Genomic DNA, 17,746 nt, shown 5'->3' on the forward strand with positions numbered 1-17,746 from the left:
TCAAGCCACCAACCTCTGGTGGTGGTTTATGACTTGAACAAAAGGTATTGAATACTCATATTAAAATAATAAATATTTACATGGGACATGGAACGGCATTAGCAAAAAAAGCTTGGGCTTCAACTATGAATATAGATGAGAATACAGGCTGGGAGGACTATAGAAAAATCAGGAGATATTGTATTTTTTCATTTTTTGATAAAGACCGGTACGATGAATTCCCAGCATGGCTGCCGCCTTCTGCCGGCTATTGTCTGTTTTTTCTAAGGCATCTTGAATGAGTTTTTTTTCAGTGTTTTCCATGATGATTTTTAATGAGCCGCCGGTGGTATTTCCCGGCAATGATGTATTACGTCCCTGACGGATGGATATCGGCAGATCATCCAATTCAATCCTGCCTCCACTGCACAGGATCATTGCTCGTTCTGCAATATTTCGTAATTCACGCAGATTACCCGGCCATGAATAATTTAGCATTACCTTCACTGCTTCGGGAGATATTGTGGTTATTCTTTGTTTATTACCCGGATTAAGTTTGTCAAGGAAATGCTTGAATATTTCAGGGATATCCTTTTTTATTTCTCTCAGGGATGGCAGATTGATGTTGAACACATTCAACCTGTAATAAAGATCAAGCCGGAATTTTTTATTGATCATCAGTTCCTCAAGATTACGATTGGTCGCACTAATTATTCTGAAATCAATTTGTTTAGGCTTGCCTCCAAGTCGTTCAATTTCTTTTTCCTGGAGAACTCGCATGAGTTTAACTTGCAGAGACAGTGGCATATCACCAATTTCATCCAGAAATATTGTGCCCCGGTGGGCCAGTTCAAATTTTCCGGCTTTTCCTTTTTTGTTTGCTCCTGTAAAGGCACCGGCTTCATACCCGAACAATTCTGATTCTATTAATTCGCCTGGTATGGCAGCACAATTAATTTTAACAAAATTATTTTTTTTACGCCGGCTTATTTCATGAATGGAATGGGCAAAAAGCTCCTTGCCTGTTCCTGACTCACCTGTTATAAGCACCGCAGAATCACTTTCCGCGGCCCTTCGCGCCAAGGCTTTAGCCTGTCTGATGGGAACAGATCTTCCAATAACATTGTCAAGCGTATAGCGGATGCCATAGGGCCGATTCAGCTCTCCTTTATAATAATCAATCTGACTTTTCAGATAATTAATACGGTTATAAAATTTTTTTAAATGTTCAGGACTATTGAATACCAGTTTGCCCACTACTCCAATTATACGGCCATTCTTGAAAAGGGGGATACGCGCAATTACACGGTTTTTATGGTTCAACACCATGCTCCTGCCCATTTCTGCCTTGCCTGTTTTAAGTACCCGTATCATTTTGGAATCCGGTCTTACATCTTTGATGTGACGGCCTATGGAATCTTTTACAGATATCGGTGTAACTCCTTCGTTGCCTTGACTCATGAAACGGACAATCCCATCTGCATCCACTAAAATTAGACTTTCATAGGAATTATCTAAAAGGCTGAACAGAAGATCATAAGGAATATTTTTTAAGATCCATTTACTCTCCAATTGATCTTTACTATTCTTTAACAATACTTCTGAATTTGTTTTGCTATACATTTTTAACCCTGCCCCAGGTTGTCAGCGTTCTTGAAATCCATTTTTCCAAAAAGCTAAACTACAGTATATATCAACGCTGTTATTTGATATCAAGCAAATTTTCAATGATAAGAACGTCTTCGTGTATAGATTTTTATACAAGCATAGGATGTTATACATCCTGTTTTATTTGATTGTTATTCCTAATACTTCTGAATTGTTTTAATTCCTTGCGCTTAATATCCTATACATTAAAGAGGTGGTGGTCTCTATTTTTGAAAGCCTAATATAATAACTCTTTCGTCATAGGGACAATCTTTTTTAACAGTCTATATAGACATAGACAAAGCAGGCTTTCTCATACTTTTTAAGTCTCCTTAATATTCAGGGAATTAAAATATTTTTTCTTTTGAACCTTGTTGGCAGGATATTTGCTGACTAAAGTGTAAAATAGATTTAAACAAACAAAAAATATCAGGAGAAATAAATGGATATTCAAAAGGTTATGGTTGTGGGATCAGGACTTATGGGAAGCGGTATAGCACAAGTCTGTGCTCAAGCGGGAATTCAGGTTGTTCTTAATGATGTTTCCCGGGAGGCGTTGGACAAAGCAACTAAAAACATAGCATGGTCTGTTGGAAAATTTGTAGAAAAAGGTAATGTCCTTGAAGATAAAGAAACCATTATGAGCCGTATTATTACGACCAGCAGTTATGAGGATGGTGCAGATGCAGATCTTGTCATTGAAGCTGTTTTTGAAAATATTGAATTAAAACACGAAATATTCAAGAAAATTGATGCAGTATGCGACGATAAAACACTAATTGCCAGTAATACTTCTGCCATACCCATTACTGAGCTTGCAGCAGTAACCCAACGTCCTGAAAGAGTAATTGGAGTGCATTTTTTCAGTCCTGTTCCTATGATGCAGGCTGTGGAGATAATCAAAACTCTTCAGACATCTGACGAAACAGCCATGACAGGCAGGCAGTTTGTTCAAAAAATAGGTAAGGAACCCATCATGGTTAACCGTGATATTGCAGGGTTTGTAATCAATCGAATTAATTTTCCATCTGCCATTGAAGCCATGAAACTTGTGGAACAGGGGGTTGCAAGCTGCGAAGATATAGATAAGGGGCTGCGCCTGGCCTCGGGAAGAAAAATGGGAATATTTGAAACCGGTGATATGGTGGGTCTTGATGTAAGTTATGGCGCAATGATGGCAATTTACAAAGAAACCGGTGATGCCGGCTTTTATCCGCCTTTCCTTCTCAGAAGAAAGGTAAAGGCAGGACATCTGGGGCGCAAGACCGGTAAGGGATGGTATGAGTATAACGAGGATGGAACTAAAAAGGATTAATGAAAACAAATGGGCAATTTTAAAATTAATCAAAAAGATATCTTCTTTATCTTAAAAGAACAGCTTAAGTATGGAAGGCTTTGTGAGTTAGACAAGTACAAAGACCTCAATGAAAAAACTCTGGATCTTCTGGTCTCAGAAGCATTAGGTTTTGCAAAGGGGGTAGTGGATCCCCTGAACGATATAGGCGAAGAATGGGGAGTGAAATTTGATAAAGGTCAAGTCTCCTGTCCGCCTGAATTTAAAAAAGCATTTAAACAATATGGAGCTGATGGCTGGACTGCTGCTGCCAGGGATATTGAATATGGTGGTCAGGGTTTTCCAAATATGATGCGTGTGATTGTCAACGATTTCATGTATGGTGCATGCCAGGCCTTTAATATGGCCTCCAGTCTAACCCATGGGGCAGCACATCTGATAGAAACATTTGGTACACAGGAACTGAAAAAAACCTATGTTCCCAGAATGTATGATGGTACCTGGGCCGGAACAATGTGTCTTACAGAATCTGACGCAGGCTCCAACCTTGCCGCTACCGCTACAATTGCTAAACGTGAGGGAAATCATTTTAAAATTACCGGAACAAAGATTTTTATCTCCTGGGGAGATCATAATCTGACTGATAATATCATTCACCTTGTTCTGGCAAGAATAGAAGGTGCTCAGGAAGGTGTCAGGGGAATTTCCCTTTTTATAGTTCCCAAGTTCAGGCTCAATTCCGATGGTACATCCGGTGAATCCAATGATGTTATTTGCAGCAACGTAGAAAAAAAATTGGGGCTTCATGCTTCTCCTACTGCCGTACTCAATTTTGGAAATTCTAATGATTGTATTGGTTATCTCTGCGGTGAAGAGAATGATGGCCTTGCCCACATGTTCCAGATGATGAATTCAGCCAGAATAAATACAGGTGTAAGCGGTATGACCATCGCCAGTACAGCTTACAGAAATGCTCTTGAATACACAAAACAGCGTGTTCAAGGCAGGGATATCGCCAGCAGAAAGCAAGAGGACGTGCCTATAATTGATCATCCTGATGTGCGGAGAAATCTTTTATGGATGAAGGCAGTGGTAGATGGAATGAGATCCATGATTTATACTGCTGCTTTCCGGGCAGATCTGGCTTCAGAAATGAAGGACAGTGAAGAAAAGACACATAATATAAACCTGGTGGACTTTTTAACTCCTATCATTAAGGCATACTGTTCAGATACTGGTTTTCGTGTATGTGAAACAGCCATGCAATGCCTTGGTGGTTATGGGTTTTGTAAAGATTTTCCCATAGAACAGTATTTAAGAGATGTCAAGATTATGTCGCTTTATGAGGGCACAAATGGTGTTCAGTCTATGGATCTTCTGGGTCGAAAAATGACACTCAGAAATGGAGCCCCCTTTCAGGCTTTTAAAAAGGAGATAGAAGACTTTTGTGTTAAACATAGAGAGCATCCTGAGTTGGGAGATCAAGTAAGGGCGCTTAAAGGAGTTGCACAACGCTTATGGGAAGCAGCAGATGGACTTCAAGAAAGAAAGAAAAAGGATCCTTTACAATGGGCATCTTATACCTATCCCACCCTTACAGCCTTTGCCGATATTACCATGGCATGGGTTCTTCTGGACATGGCTATCATAGCCTGTCCATATACTGAGAAAAAGGGCAAAAAGAATGATTTTTACAGAGGCAAAGTTCTCCAGGCAACCTATTTTGTCGACACAACCCTGCCCCATACACTGGCGACTATTGAAATCTGTCAGCGTCATGGCAGAGAGGTCGTAGTGATTCAGGACCATGCATTTTAAACCAAAGGATATAAAAAATGAAAGAAGTTGTTATTATAGGTGCAGTTAGAACTCCGGTGGGCAGATATATGGGTGCTCTTAAATCTGTAGAAGCCTATGATCTTGCATCCCTTGTACTTGGAGAAGTCGTTAAAAGGATCAATATTGATCCTGAACTTGTGGATGAAGTTATCATGGGTCAATCTTATCAGAATGGAGAATATGTCAATATTGCCAGAATGGCTCTTTTAAAGGCTGGATGGCCGGAAAATATCCCTGGTGTTACACTGGATCGCCGATGCTGTACAGGCTTGGATGTTGTTCGTTTTGCAGCTTCCCTTATCCGTTCGGAAGAGGCGGAAATAGTTGTGGCAGGCGGAGTTGAAAGTATGAGTAACGCCGAGTTCTATCTTCCCGGCAGTATGAAATGGGGTGTTGGCGGGGAAAAAGGCATGCCCAGAGGACACGGTGATATGTCTATTTGGGGATTGCCTTTTTATGATCGCATACAAAGGGCCAGGGTTATGTCCCAGCCCGAGGAACGATACGGCCTACTCCCTTCCATGATGTCCTGGGCTGAAACCGGAGCAAAGGAAGAAAATATATCCAGAGAGGCCTGTGATAAATGGGCGGTAGAAAGTCACAAAAAGGCCTGTGCTGCCATTGAAGCAGGCAGATTCGATAATGAAATGGTTCCTGTGATGATTCCTCGGGCAAAAGGTGAGCCGATAACAGTTGATAAGGACGAAAATCCCAGACCAGACACAAGCATGGAAAAACTTCAGCGATTAAAACCGGTTATGGGAGGTGTCTGTACAGCCGGCAATTCTTCCACGGAAAACGATGGAGCAGCAGCAGTGGTTGTTACATCTGCTGAAAAAGCAGCTGAACTGGGAATTAAGCCTTTTGCAACTCTCAAAAGTTGCAGTGTTGCAGGAGAAGATCCCAAAAGAGCATATAAAACAGTCCCGGCTGCAGTTAATAAAGCTTTAAAAAAAGCAGGTATAAATCTTGAACAGATTGATCTTATAGAAATTCAGGAAGCTTTTGCGGCACAGGTACTTGCGGATCTCAAGGAAATGGGTGTGGGACCTGAATCTTATGACAGGATCAATGTGAACGGTTCTGGAATTTCCCTGGGACATCCTATTGCCTGTACCGGAACCCGTGTGCTTGTCACCCTGCTTCATGAGATGAAAAGACGGAATGCCCATTATGGGCTTGAAACCATATGTGGCGGAGGAGGGCTTGGCATAGCCGCAGTTCTGGAAAGAAAATAATAATTGCTATTATCAACAGCAAATCAATTTGTTCTATTAATTATTAAGGACTGAAAAATGACTTTTAAAAATAATGACGTTTTTGTGATAGATGCAGTTCGTACAGCTTTTGGCAGAGCCGGTGAAAAAGGAATATTCTGGAAAACAAGAGCAGAGGATATGTCAGTTGCGGTATTGCAAGCCCTGATGAAGAGAAATCCTCAGGCTTCACCAGAAATTGTAGAAGATGTTATATGGGGAGCCACCAATCAGATAGGAGAACAGGGCGGCACCATCGGAAGAATGATATCCATGCTGGCGGACTGGGGCTGGGAAGTTCCAGGGTGCTCTGTGGACAGAATGTGTGCAGGTGGCTTGACTGCCGTAGGATTCGGCGTTTCTTACATAGCAAGCGGTATGGCAGATTGTCTGGTAGCCGGCGGTGTGGAGCATATGGGGCACTTGCCCATGGGTTATATGCGGGATTCTCATCCCAGATCCGAAGAGGTTATGGGAGATGCATCTGCTTTCAATATGGGCATGACAGCAGAGAATATCCATGACATGTGTCCTGAGTTCAATAAGGAAATGGCCGATGCCTATGCAGTAGCATGCCAGCAGAAAACCAATTTAGCTGTTACCTCCGGAAAGATGAAGGATATGATTATTCCCATGGAAGTAGAGTTGGCTGATGGAACCAGGATCACAGCCGACACAGATCAGCATCCCCGGCCTGAAACAACCATGGAAAGCCTGGGAAAACTCAAAACACCTTTCAGAGAAAATGGTCGTGTTACTGCAGGGAATGCTTCAGGTCTTAATGATGGTGCGGCAGCAGTTTTGCTGATGAACGGGAAAAAATCAAAAGAACTTGGCATTACACCCAATATGCGCTGGGTCTCCACTGCAGTTGCTTCTGTTGATCCCAGGATAATGGGCATTGCACCGGTTCCAGCGACCCTTAAAGCACTTTCCAAAGCAGGCTTGACCATGGATGATATTGATATCATAGAATTAAATGAAGCGTTTGCCATTCAGGCCTTGTACGATTTGGACCGTCTTGATCTCAAAGCCGATGATCCCAGAGTAAATATTTGGGGTGGAGCCATTGCTTATGGTCATCCACTGGCTTCATCAGGCCCCCGGCTGATTGCTTTTATGCAGGGACTTTTCAAGGAAAACCCCACGGCAAGATATGGTCTAACCAGCATGTGTGTTGGAAGAGGTCAGGGTTATTCAATGATATGGGAAAACCTGAACAGACAATAATATAAATGAGGAATAATATGGCATCTGCAATGTCTGAAGAATTTGAAAAATTCAGATTAAAGATACGTAATTTTGTTGAAAAAGAACTGGATCCTGTTTCTATCAAGATCGAACAAGATACGAAAATTCCGGATAAAATTGTTGACCAAATGCGTCAACTGGGACTTTTTGGGCTGTCTATTCCTAAAGAGTATGGTGGCCTGGGCCTGAGTACTATTGAGGAAATAACCATATATGAAGAAATAACCAGAACAAATGCTTGTCATCGTTCCCGTATCGGCACCAGTAACGGAATCGGTTCCATGGGGATATTGTACGATGGCACAGAGGAACAAAAAAGAAAGTATTTGCCACGTATTGCTGCCGGTGAATGGACAGCTGCTTTTGCACTTACAGAACCTGATGCCGGATCTGATGCTGCCAACATCAGTACCAGTGCAGTTTTAAAAGATGACCACTGGGTGCTTAATGGGACAAAACAATTTATTACCAACGCAGACACAGCCAGGGTGTTTACAGTAATAGCTGTTACTGATGAACAAAAAAGAGCCCGCGGCGGTGTAAGTGCATTTATTGTGGAACAGGGGATGCCCGGTCTTTCTATAGGATCGGCAGATTTGAAGATGGGGCTTAAAGGTTCCCATACCAATGAGGTGGTTTTCAAGGACTGTCAAGTCCCAAAAGAAAATATCATTGGTGGTATGGAAAAAGTAGGTGAAGGCTTTAAAACAGCCATGAGTGTGTTGGACAAAGGTCGGTTATCCATGGGAGCATGTGCCTTGGGAGCAGCACAAAAAATCATGGAGCTTTGCATAGAAAAAATAAAGAATAAAATCATAGAAGGTTTACAGAAAAAGGAAATCCAGGCAATTCAATTTGATCTGGCAGACATGGGTATCCAAATATATGCAGCAAGACAAATGCTTTATAATACAGCCTCATTAAGAGATCATGGTGGAAATATTACAGCCGAAGCTTCTATGGTCAAGGTGTTTTGCACTGAAATGGCAAGTCGTATTGCCGAAAAAGCCATAGATATTTTTGAGATGGATGGTTGTCTGACCAGTAATCAAATAGAAATTCTTTTAAGAGATGTCAGGTTGTACAGGATTTATGAAGGGACCAGTGAGATTCAACGAATCATCATTGCAAGAAATCTTTTGAAAAAATAAAAAGACAAGATCTGCTTCGGCCAGCCATGGGGATTATATAATTGGGTGGTATCAGGCAAAAATTTTGATGGGCACATTAGGAGAACGGATGTGAATTTTGAACTTAATAAAGAACAAAAACAGATTAAAAAAGCAGTTAAAGATTTTGTAAAAGGTGAATTTAAAAAAGATATTATTCATGAATTAATAGAAAACAAAGCATATCCTGCAAAAATCTTGAACAAAGCAAGCGAGTTGGGATTTTTAGGCATCCATTTTCCTGAACAATACGGTGGAGAGGCATTAAGTGTCTTTGAAAAAATCTTGATTGCCGAAGAGCTGGCAATTGGAAGTTCTACGGTAGGTGCTTGCGTGAGTCTTGCAGGATATGGAACAGAAATATTGCTGCAATATGGCAGTGAAAAACAAAAAAAAATATGGCTTCCCAAAGTGGCGGATGCAGAAATCCTTTCAAGTTGTGCCTTTACAGAACCAGGGATAGGAAATAACATTGAACTTTCTCAAACAACAGCAGTTAAAGATGGTAATTCGTGGTTAATCAATGGGAGAAAAGCCTTTGCTGTCAACGGCGGCCCTTTGGCAGGTTTTTATATTGTTTTATGTAAAACCGATTCTGAAGCAGGAAATCCTGAGCAGGGTTTAAGTACCATGCTTGTAGAAGCAGATTGCCAGGGAGTGTCAGCAGTTGATATTGGTAATAGATTAGGTCATAAACTTTTATTTATCAGTAATATTGAATTTAATAATGTTCGCATTCCTCTGGAAAATCTCATTGGTCAGGAACATAAGGGCTACTCACAGGTCATGGAATTTTTTAATCATAGCCGTCTGGTTATCGCTGCTCTATCTGTTGGAACAGCTCAGGGTGCTTTCGACCGGGCGTTTGCACATGTAAAACAAAGAGAACAATTTGGTCAGAAACTTATAGATTTTCAAATCACCCGGCATAAACTTGCGGAAATGATTACTGAAATTGAAAATGCAAGACTAATGACCTGGCAGGGAGCCCTGGCTTGTGAAAAAGGCAGCACCAATACAAAATTATGCAGCATGGCTAAACTTGTTGCAACTCGGACTGCTATGAAAGTGTGTGATCATGCACTCCAGCTTTTAGGCGGATATGGTTATGTACAAGAGTATGAGGTAGAGGGCTTTTATAGAGACGCAAAGATGTCTGAAATCCTTGAAGGTAACCAGCATGTGCAAAAAGATGTAATTGCAGATACCATAACTGGAAAAAGATAAATTATCATATGCTATCAGGAGAACTAAAATGCTTTCATACAAGAATCTGAATTATGAAATCAAGAATCACATAGCCATTATTACTATAAACCACCCGCCGGCCAACACCTGGAATCTTGCAACCATGGAAGACTTCGAAGATTGCATTGAAAGGGCAAGCACTGATACAGACGTCCGGGTTGTCATTATAACAGGAGGCAAAGAAAAATGTTTTTCTGCAGGTTTTGATGTCAGTGATGCAGCCAATGCAGACATCATCAGTCCCAAGGGTCGTGAATTATGGCGTAAATTAGACAGGCTTTCAAAACCCACCATAGCCGTCATTAATGGACATGCTCTGGGCGGTGGTCTGGAACTTGCTCTGTCATGTCACTTCAGAATCATGGTGGACAACCCAAAGACCATACTCGGCCTCACAGAGCTGAATCTTGGAATTATTCCGGGATGGGGCGGAACCCAGCGTCTTCCCCGTATTGTGGGAAGAGCTAAAGCTCTTGATATGATTTTTTTCAGTAAAAGGATTAATGTTGATGAAGCATTAAAAATAGGACTCATTGACCGGAAAGTCGTTTCAGAATCACTTATGGATGATGCCATTGAATTTGCTGAAAAACTGGCAAATCGTCCTCCCATAGCAGTGCAGTGGATGCTGGATGCTTTTTCCGCAGGGTTGTATGACGGTCTTGAAAAAGGCCTTGAGATTGAATCCTTGGGAAGTACCGCAGTTCGTAGCACAGAAGACCGCAATGAAGGTTTCAAGGCCTTTATGGAAAAGCGAAAACCTCAATTCAAGGGCAGGTAGCTAAAGAAAGAATCAGATTGGTTATTATGTATTAAAAATACTTAGGGGGGAAGGGCAACTGTAATGGGAACAACTTTTGCAGAAAGATATGAAAGCAAACTGATTTCCGGAAAAGAAGCAGCCGGTTTGGTAAAATCGGGTAATCATATTCACCTTGGAGGTGCGGCTAATATAGCAGCAATTATAGATAAATATCTTGCAGATCGGGTAAATGAATTAGAAGATATTAGAGTTGTTACCTATATAGACACAATAAAATATAAAATCTGTGAAGCAGATCCCGAAGGAAAAGTCTTTAAGTGGTACAGCGGGTTTTTGTTGAGTTCTGTAAGGCATGTATCAAAACAGCGCGGTATTGGTGTTTATATACCGGAAACATGGCACACCGCTCCAATGGTCTATCGGGAAAAACACCATTTTGATTTTTTCTTTATTGTTACCTCTCCCATGGATGATAAAGGATATTTCAATTTTGGCCTGACCAGCGGACATAACAGAGCAATTGCAGATGTATCAGATAAAATAGTGGCGATTGTAAGAAAAGATATGCCTGCGATTAATGGAGGATATGAAGAAAGCCTGCACTTTGATTCTGTGGATTACATTGTAGAAGACAATGAATTTGAGACCTTTTGTTTACCTGAAATAGAATCTAAACCCGAAGACAAAATAATAGCAGAAAATATTTTGAACTCAGGATTAATTAAAGATGGTTCCACACTTCAAATAGGAATTGGAGGCTTGCCAAATGCTGTTCTTGATTCAATAGCTTCTTCTGGAATAAAGAATTGTGGGCTGCATACTGAAATGCTTACCTCTAAAATGATTGATTTGATAGAGCAAGGAGTTGTAACAAACAGTGAGAAAAAAGCAGACAGGTTTAAGACCGTATTTACCTTTTGCCTTGGTGATAGAAAGTTATACAATTATGCAAATCAGAATGCTGCATTTTCCCTTTTCCCTGTCGATTATACCAATAGCCCTTTGATCATTTCTCAGCAACCAAACATGTTTTCCTTAAACAGTGCCATAAATGTAGATTTAACCGGACAGGTCGCTTCAGAGCAGATGGTATTCAATGGCAGACCTTACCAAATAAGTGGATCAGGCGGACAATTAGATTTTGTTATGGGTACTTTGTTGTCTCAGGATCAAAAAGGGCTCAGTGTCCTTGCGCTGTATTCCACCTACAAAGACACCTCAAGGATACTTCCTTTATTAGAAAAGGGTTTCAATGTAACTGTTCCAAGAACACTTACACAATATGTGGCTACAGAGTGGGGTGTGGTGAATTTAAGAGGGCTAAGTAACAGCAGCCGGGCAGAGGCTCTTATTTCAATTGCCCATCCTGATTTTAGAGAAGAATTATTCAAAAAAGCAAATGAATTGGGGCTGATTTCATATACCTCAATAAAAGAAGAGAACAAAGGAATAGTTTTTCTCAGGCAATAATTATAGTATTTAACTTTAAGAAAAAGAAATTTTGTCATGTACAAACAAGTTTTAAGGCTGATGACAATTTGTGTTGTGTCTATTTCGTTAATTTTTATGCTGAATGGTGTAGCAGCTGCAAAAGAGGGACTTACTGCAATGCAGCGGGGCATGATAGATGGTTATATCGGTTCAATGGTCTACTTTGCAGGCGTTCTTCCTGAAGTAAATGGAGAATGGCTTCCTTTCAGCTGGAAAAATGTTTCTGAAGCTATGGATATTGAAAATAATGCGTTTTAGGATCAGTTTTTAAGTTTTTGTATGGATAAACGGCCCAATGGTTGGGCAGCAAGTACAAATTTTAATCATAAATGGAGGTATCGTATGAAGAAATTTTCAGGACTTATGATCGGGATGATTGTTTGCGTCATGATGGCGTGGCCGCAGGCCGGGATCGCTAAAACCAAAAAAATAACGATCCAGTGTGCTTATCCTGAAACCGCGTATGTGGGTCAGAGTACCATTTTTTTTGCAAAGCGCGTCAAAGAACTAACTAAAGGCGAGGTGGATATTAAAGTCTTCTGGCCGGGGCAGCTGGTCAAGACCAAAGAGGCGTTTGAGTCCGTAAAAACAGGTATGATTGACGGATATTCGGGCAGTATGCTTTATTTTGCCGGATTTGTACCTGAAGTAAACGCTGAATGGCTTCCCTTTGGTTGGAGTACGCCCCAGGAGGCTTCCGACGTTTATGAAAAATACGGGTGGCTGGAGCTGATGCGGGAAGCAACCCAGAAACATGGTGTCCGTTATATCGCTCCGCTTGGTGTGGCGTCCATGGGTTTGATTACCAAAGTTCCAGTGAGAACGGTTGACGATCTGAAGGGCCTTAAGATTCGGGCAGTTGGAATGGAGGCAAAGATTATTGCTGCCCTTGGCGGATCTGCTGTTGCTGTTTCCGGTGCTGAGCAATATATGGCTTTAAAGCAGGGTGTGGTGGATGGAACGGATTATCCTTTCTATACAATAGGGCAATATAAGTTCTATGAAGTCTGTGATTATATCACACGACCCGCCTTGCATACGCCTGGTATGGTAGAAATTATTATGAATGATGAATCTTATAAATCTCTTTCCGAGGCTAACCAGAAAGCCATTGACCAGGCAGGATGGGAAACATTCCAGAGAACTGTCAAACTCAATGAAGAATGGGACAAGGAGGCATATGCCGTCTGCAAGGAAAAGAATGTTGAAATTATTGATTTAACACCCGAGGCCCTGGAAGAGTTCCGGGCAAAGATCTATCCGCTTTGGGATGAAGTTGCCCAGAAAAGTGATATCAGCAAACGCCTGGTGGACAAGCTTAAAGCGTATCTGAACGATAAGGGAGTTAAAATACAATAAACATATTGGCAGGTTCAACTCTGTTTTAAACAGAGCTGAACCTGTCTGAATGACAACGGGAGAAAAAAAGTGAAGCGGTTTTGTGATTTCATTGATCGAATAAATATTGGGATTGGAAAAATTTCAAGTTTTTTAATCCTGATTCTTGTGGCCATTGTCATGTACGAAGTGGTAAGCCGTTATTTTTTTAATGCGCCAACCCAGTGGTCCAATGAATTGAGTGAATATCTTCTCACTGGTGTGGTCATGCTGGGAGGTGCGTATTGTCTGGCAGAACATGAACACGTTCGTGTGGATATCATCCATCGCAATTTCAGCGACCGGATCCAGGCATGGATTGAAATTTTTACTTTTTTATTGGTGTTGACCTTTGTGACTGCCATTGTCTGGAAAGGAGGAGAGGCCAGTTACGATGCCTTTATCCATGACAGAAGATCCATGAGTGTCATGGAAATGCCATTGTTCCCCTCCATGGTATTGGTGCCTGTGGGGGCTTTTCTTTTGGGACTTCAGAGCCTGGCAGGTGCTTTGCGGGCAGTTCTCCAATTGACAGGTTCACAACCCATGGCTAAAAAGGATATCTAAATTTATGGAAACCTGGGTTTTAATGATCATTGTTTTCAGTTCTCTTATATTGCTGCTCTGTTTAGGGGTTCCCATTGCGTTTAGCCTTTGCAGTATTTCAACCATCGGAATAATTTTTACCTGGGGTCCCAAAGGACTTCTTCTCCTTTTCAACTCGGCATACGCAGAATCCACCAGTTTTCTTTTGTTGGCGATCCCTTTGTTTGTCTTCATGGCAAACATGCTCAAATTCAGCGGCATGGGGGATGACCTGTACGAGGTGGTGTATCGCTGGATGGGCAACGTCCGGGGCGGCTTGGCCCTGGGGACGGTTGTTATCTGTGCCATCTTTGCCGCCATGGCTGGCATCAGTTCGGTTGCAACCATCAGCATGGGATTGATTGCCCTTCCATCCATGTTATCTCGAGGATATCAAAAGGATTTGGCCATCGGCAGTATTGCCGCAGGCGGCGCCCTGGGGATTTTGATTCCTCCTTCCATTATTATGATTCTTTATGGGGCCATGGCGGAAGTTTCCGTTGGTAAACTGTTTATCGGCGGAATTGTCCCGGGCTTTCTAATGTGCCTTATATTTATGCTCTATATCGCTGTCAGAGCCTTCTTTAACAAGGATATCGCGCCCGCCATAAAAGAAAAATTCACCTTTAAGGAAAAACTTATTGTGCTCAAAGGGGTCATTCTTCCCATTGGGTTGGTTTCCCTGGTTCTTGGTGTGATCTATTTGGGTGTCTGTACCCCGACCGAAGCATCCGCCGTCGGTGCCTTCGGTGCCATGGTATGTGCTTTTATTTACAAGAAACTGACCTGGGGAAATCTGAAACAATCATTGTGGGCCACCATAAAGATAAATGCCATGGTCTTCTGGCTGATCATCGGTGCCCTTGCATTTACCAATTTCATGGCCTATTCGGAGATTCAGGGGCTGTTGAAAGCGAGCATTCTTTCCCTGGAATATTCTCCCTGGGTAATTTTGATAGCCATGCAGCTTCTCTTTTTTGTTCTGGGTATGTTTCTGGATCCGGCAGGGATTATTATGCTGACCACCCCCATATTTGTTCCCATTATCGTTGAGTTGGGATTTGATCCCCTGTGGTTTGGGATACTGTTTGTTATCAATATGGAGATGGCATATATTACTCCGCCATTCGGATTCAACCTTTTTATCATGAAAGGGATCGTGCCTCCGGATATAACCATGGCAAACATTTATCGCGCCATTATCCCCTTTGTGTTTCTCCAGGCCATTTGCCTGATTCTGGTTATGGTGTTTCCAGGCTTGGCAACATGGTTGCCTGAACTTATGATTACAAAATGAACGGAGCTCAAATTGTCATAAAAACGGCTGTAGCAGCGGGCATTAAAATATGTTTTGCAAATCCCGGGACAACAGAAATGCCCTTGGTGGCAGCATTGGATTCAGTACCTGGCATTCAGGCAAAGTTGGGGCTTTTTGAAGGATGCTGCACCTGGGCTCAGGGCTGGCCAGCTACTGTATCCTGTTTAAAGGACGGAAAAAAACGCTTATTATTTTAGGAGGCCGTGCCCTGGGAAAAGATCGACGAATAAACTGATTCGCAATGCATTTTGGCGGAGACTATTAGACTATTGTTGGCGAAGTTTGTCGAAAGGTATTGAAACGTACCTAAAAGCCGGTTTTACTTGTACCCATGCCTCATGACAAAAATTAACATGAATAACATGAATAAAAGGGGTTAATATCAATACAATCAGCAAAGATTTATCAGGACTTGAGCAACTGCGTTTGAGAGTTAAAGGCATATTACCAGAATCACCTATTTTCAAGGCCATGTGCATAAAAATAATTACAGCGGAAAAAGGTTTTGTGAAATTGGAAGCAATTCCCGGCCCCCATCATCTGAACGCCATGGGTGTTGTTCAGGGCGGAGTTACTGCAAGTATTCTGGATGCAGCAACCGGATGTGCCATTCAAACATTACTTGAGACAGGTATGAGATTTGCCACCATGGATTTGAATGTTAAATACATCAAGCCAGTTCAGGCAGATGGTTCTATCTTGTTTGCCGAAGGTCGAACCCTTCATGTGTCGAATCGAATTGGTATGGCAGAAGGAACATTAAAAAATAAGAATGGCAAACTCTATGCCTGTGCTTCAGCCACATGTATGATTTTCAAAAAAAATTCAAGATCTGAAATCACTGCATTAGAATTTACGAATTGAAAAACAATAATGTAAAAGTTTATTACGGGTGGTTTGTCGTTGGCGGTCTCTTCTGGGTTGCATTCCTCGGTCCCATGGGAAGATATATTCTAACATCCCTGTTCCCTTTCATTCTCGATGATCCGGGCTGGTCAAGGCAAACTGTCGGCATTGCCTTTACGATTCATCTCTGGGTATATGCTTTCTTCGCCATTGCGGTTGGGCATATGATCGATCGAATCGGGGGAAGAAAAATCATTTTTACCGGCGGAGCACTCATTCTGATCGGGCTTATCTGTTTATCTCAAGTTCAGCACATCTGGCAGTTTTACCTGGTTTTTGGAATTATACTCTCGGCAGCAGTTTCCATGACCCATTATATCCCAAATACGACTATTGTCAGAAAATGGTTTGTCAAAAAATCCGGTATCGCCACGGGGCTGGTGACGGTTGGCACAGGAACTGGATTAGCTGTCCTGACACCGGTGATCAGTTATTTGTGTGCCTACATGGGCTGGCGCACCACCTGTTTGATATGCGGTTTCGCCATAGGGATTCCGATCATGCTGATTGCCATTTTTGTAGTAAGGGATACGCCTGAAAGTATGGGACTTCTTTCAGATGGAGAAAAGACAGCAGAGAACAGATACCGCAATTTACATGAATCGGAAAATGCAGATACACATGGCAGACTGGTTAAGATGACACCGCAACAGGCCATGAGGACAAAATCTTTCTGGTATCTTTTTATTGTCTATTCTGTAACCGGCATACCACTACAGGGGATGTTGACACATATGGTCTCCTGGAGTATCGAGATGGGTGTATCATCGGCAAACTCCGGGATGATTATGCTATCTTTGGGGCTGCCTTCAATTTTAGTTCGAATTTTTGCCGGATGGATGGGGGATCATTTCGGGAAAAAAAAGGTGCTTGTTTTTTTTAATGTGATATCAATGACAGTATGGATATTCGGGTGGTTTTTCATCAAAGACGTCACGAGTTTTTTTATTTTTGCAGTGCTGCTCGGATTTGTTTACAGTGCGCCTTTTGCCCTTTATACTCCTTTTCTGGGGGATCTGTTTGGTAGCTTGTCTGTGGGAACTTTGATGGGCACAATTACATTAGGCCATAGCATTATTGGAGGCATAGGACCTTATTTATGGGGCTGGATAGCAGATACAACCGGCTCCTATGCATTGAATTGTATAATATCTGCAGGATGCTATGGAATTGTAACGATATTTCTCATAATGATTTATCCTGTCCGGCACAAAGAGCCGCTTACTGCTGCGTCGGATAGTGAATAAACCTGCTTTTCAAACCAATACCAAATTAACATCTTCTGAAATCGGCAAGGCAATTGGCAGATCAAGACAGGCCGTTGACTCATATATTGCTGATTTAAGGGCCACAACCCTTTTGGAACTTGATCTTAAAATCTTTCATTTAAACCTGCTGGGAATCCTCCAAGACAGGATAGCAAAGAGATTGGGTATTCCTCAAAGAACTTTATCTGACCATTTAGCCCAAGTTCGTCAAAACAAATTACAGACACCCGTCGGTAGGGAGTCGGTCACTATTTATGGTCACTACTCATTTCGCATTGTATAACTTCCTTGGAAGGGGCTCCTCATTGAGACCCAGCATTCTATAAATATTTTTATGATCCGGTTCTGGGAGACT

General features: G+C 41.9%; 17 protein-coding genes. 16 read left to right on the top strand and 1 reads right to left on the bottom strand.

Annotated features, from left to right (window positions below):
- Positions 1 to 168: 168 nt before the first annotated feature.
- Positions 169 to 1,602: a sigma-54 interaction domain-containing protein gene (locus QAI40_RS03575; protein ID WP_299982781.1), complete on the bottom strand. Its 1,434-nt coding sequence runs from the start codon at positions 1,600 to 1,602 to the stop codon at positions 169 to 171.
- Positions 1,603 to 2,068: 466 nt separating this feature from the next.
- Here QAI40_RS03575 and QAI40_RS03580 point away from each other — a divergent pair, with 466 nt between their 5' ends.
- The 16 genes from QAI40_RS03580 (at position 2,069) to QAI40_RS03650 (ending at position 17,674) form a co-directional block, all read left to right on the top strand.
- Positions 2,069 to 2,941, top strand: coding sequence for a 3-hydroxyacyl-CoA dehydrogenase family protein (locus QAI40_RS03580; protein WP_299982779.1), 873 nt, complete (start codon positions 2,069 to 2,071; stop codon positions 2,939 to 2,941).
- A 9-nt stretch (positions 2,942 to 2,950) separates the two neighbouring features.
- The gene (locus QAI40_RS03585; RefSeq protein WP_299982777.1) at positions 2,951 to 4,738 is read left to right on the top strand and encodes an acyl-CoA dehydrogenase; all 1,788 of its coding nucleotides are present in this window, start codon (positions 2,951 to 2,953) and stop codon (positions 4,736 to 4,738) included.
- Positions 4,739 to 4,755: 17 nt separating this feature from the next.
- A complete protein-coding gene (locus QAI40_RS03590) occupies positions 4,756 to 5,997 on the top strand; it encodes a thiolase family protein (protein WP_299982774.1) in 1,242 nt (413 codons plus the stop codon).
- A gap of 57 nt (positions 5,998 to 6,054) precedes the next feature.
- Positions 6,055 to 7,245, top strand: a complete 1,191-nt coding sequence (locus QAI40_RS03595) for a thiolase family protein (RefSeq protein ID WP_299982771.1) — start codon at positions 6,055 to 6,057, stop codon at positions 7,243 to 7,245.
- 17 nt (positions 7,246 to 7,262) lie between these two features.
- Positions 7,263 to 8,417, top strand: coding sequence for an acyl-CoA dehydrogenase family protein (locus QAI40_RS03600; RefSeq protein WP_299982768.1), 1,155 nt, complete (start codon positions 7,263 to 7,265; stop codon positions 8,415 to 8,417).
- Positions 8,418 to 8,507: 90 nt separating this feature from the next.
- Positions 8,508 to 9,662: an acyl-CoA dehydrogenase family protein gene (locus QAI40_RS03605; RefSeq protein ID WP_299982766.1), complete on the top strand. Its 1,155-nt coding sequence runs from the start codon at positions 8,508 to 8,510 to the stop codon at positions 9,660 to 9,662.
- Between the two features lie 28 nt (positions 9,663 to 9,690).
- Entirely contained in the window at positions 9,691 to 10,464 is a 774-nt protein-coding gene (locus tag QAI40_RS03610) for an enoyl-CoA hydratase/isomerase family protein (protein ID WP_299982763.1), read from the top strand.
- A gap of 63 nt (positions 10,465 to 10,527) precedes the next feature.
- Positions 10,528 to 11,916, top strand: coding sequence for an acetyl-CoA hydrolase/transferase family protein (locus QAI40_RS03615; protein ID WP_299982760.1), 1,389 nt, complete (start codon positions 10,528 to 10,530; stop codon positions 11,914 to 11,916).
- Between the two features lie 36 nt (positions 11,917 to 11,952).
- Complete coding sequence (locus QAI40_RS03620; RefSeq protein WP_299982757.1) at positions 11,953 to 12,195, top strand: hypothetical protein; 243 nt, start codon at positions 11,953 to 11,955, stop codon at positions 12,193 to 12,195.
- An 84-nt stretch (positions 12,196 to 12,279) separates the two neighbouring features.
- Positions 12,280 to 13,296 (top strand): TRAP transporter substrate-binding protein, encoded by a 1,017-nt coding sequence (locus QAI40_RS03625; RefSeq protein ID WP_299982754.1) that lies wholly within the window; start codon positions 12,280 to 12,282, stop codon positions 13,294 to 13,296.
- 69 nt (positions 13,297 to 13,365) lie between these two features.
- Complete coding sequence (locus QAI40_RS03630; protein WP_299982751.1) at positions 13,366 to 13,881, top strand: TRAP transporter small permease subunit; 516 nt, start codon at positions 13,366 to 13,368, stop codon at positions 13,879 to 13,881.
- Positions 13,882 to 13,885: 4 nt separating this feature from the next.
- Positions 13,886 to 15,196 carry a TRAP transporter large permease gene (locus tag QAI40_RS03635; protein ID WP_299982749.1) on the top strand — a complete coding sequence of 437 codons (1,311 nt, stop codon included), beginning with the start codon at positions 13,886 to 13,888 and terminating at the stop codon, positions 15,194 to 15,196.
- Complete coding sequence (locus tag QAI40_RS17150) at positions 15,193 to 15,414, top strand: thiamine pyrophosphate-binding protein (RefSeq protein WP_299982747.1); 222 nt, start codon at positions 15,193 to 15,195, stop codon at positions 15,412 to 15,414. The genes QAI40_RS03635 and QAI40_RS17150 overlap by 4 nt, the downstream gene beginning before the upstream one ends.
- A gap of 274 nt (positions 15,415 to 15,688) precedes the next feature.
- Positions 15,689 to 16,081: a PaaI family thioesterase gene (locus QAI40_RS03640; protein WP_299982785.1), complete on the top strand. Its 393-nt coding sequence runs from the start codon at positions 15,689 to 15,691 to the stop codon at positions 16,079 to 16,081.
- Positions 16,078 to 17,370 carry an MFS transporter gene (locus tag QAI40_RS03645; RefSeq protein WP_299982744.1) on the top strand — a complete coding sequence of 431 codons (1,293 nt, stop codon included), beginning with the start codon at positions 16,078 to 16,080 and terminating at the stop codon, positions 17,368 to 17,370. The genes QAI40_RS03640 and QAI40_RS03645 overlap by 4 nt, the downstream gene beginning before the upstream one ends.
- Complete coding sequence (locus QAI40_RS03650; protein WP_299982741.1) at positions 17,363 to 17,674, top strand: HTH domain-containing protein; 312 nt, start codon at positions 17,363 to 17,365, stop codon at positions 17,672 to 17,674. Before QAI40_RS03645 ends, QAI40_RS03650 begins: the two co-directional genes overlap by 8 nt.
- Positions 17,675 to 17,746: the final 72 nt, after the last annotated feature.

This window comes from Desulfobacula sp. (assembly GCF_030611305.1).
GTDB lineage: Bacteria > Desulfobacterota > Desulfobacteria > Desulfobacterales > Desulfobacteraceae > Desulfobacula.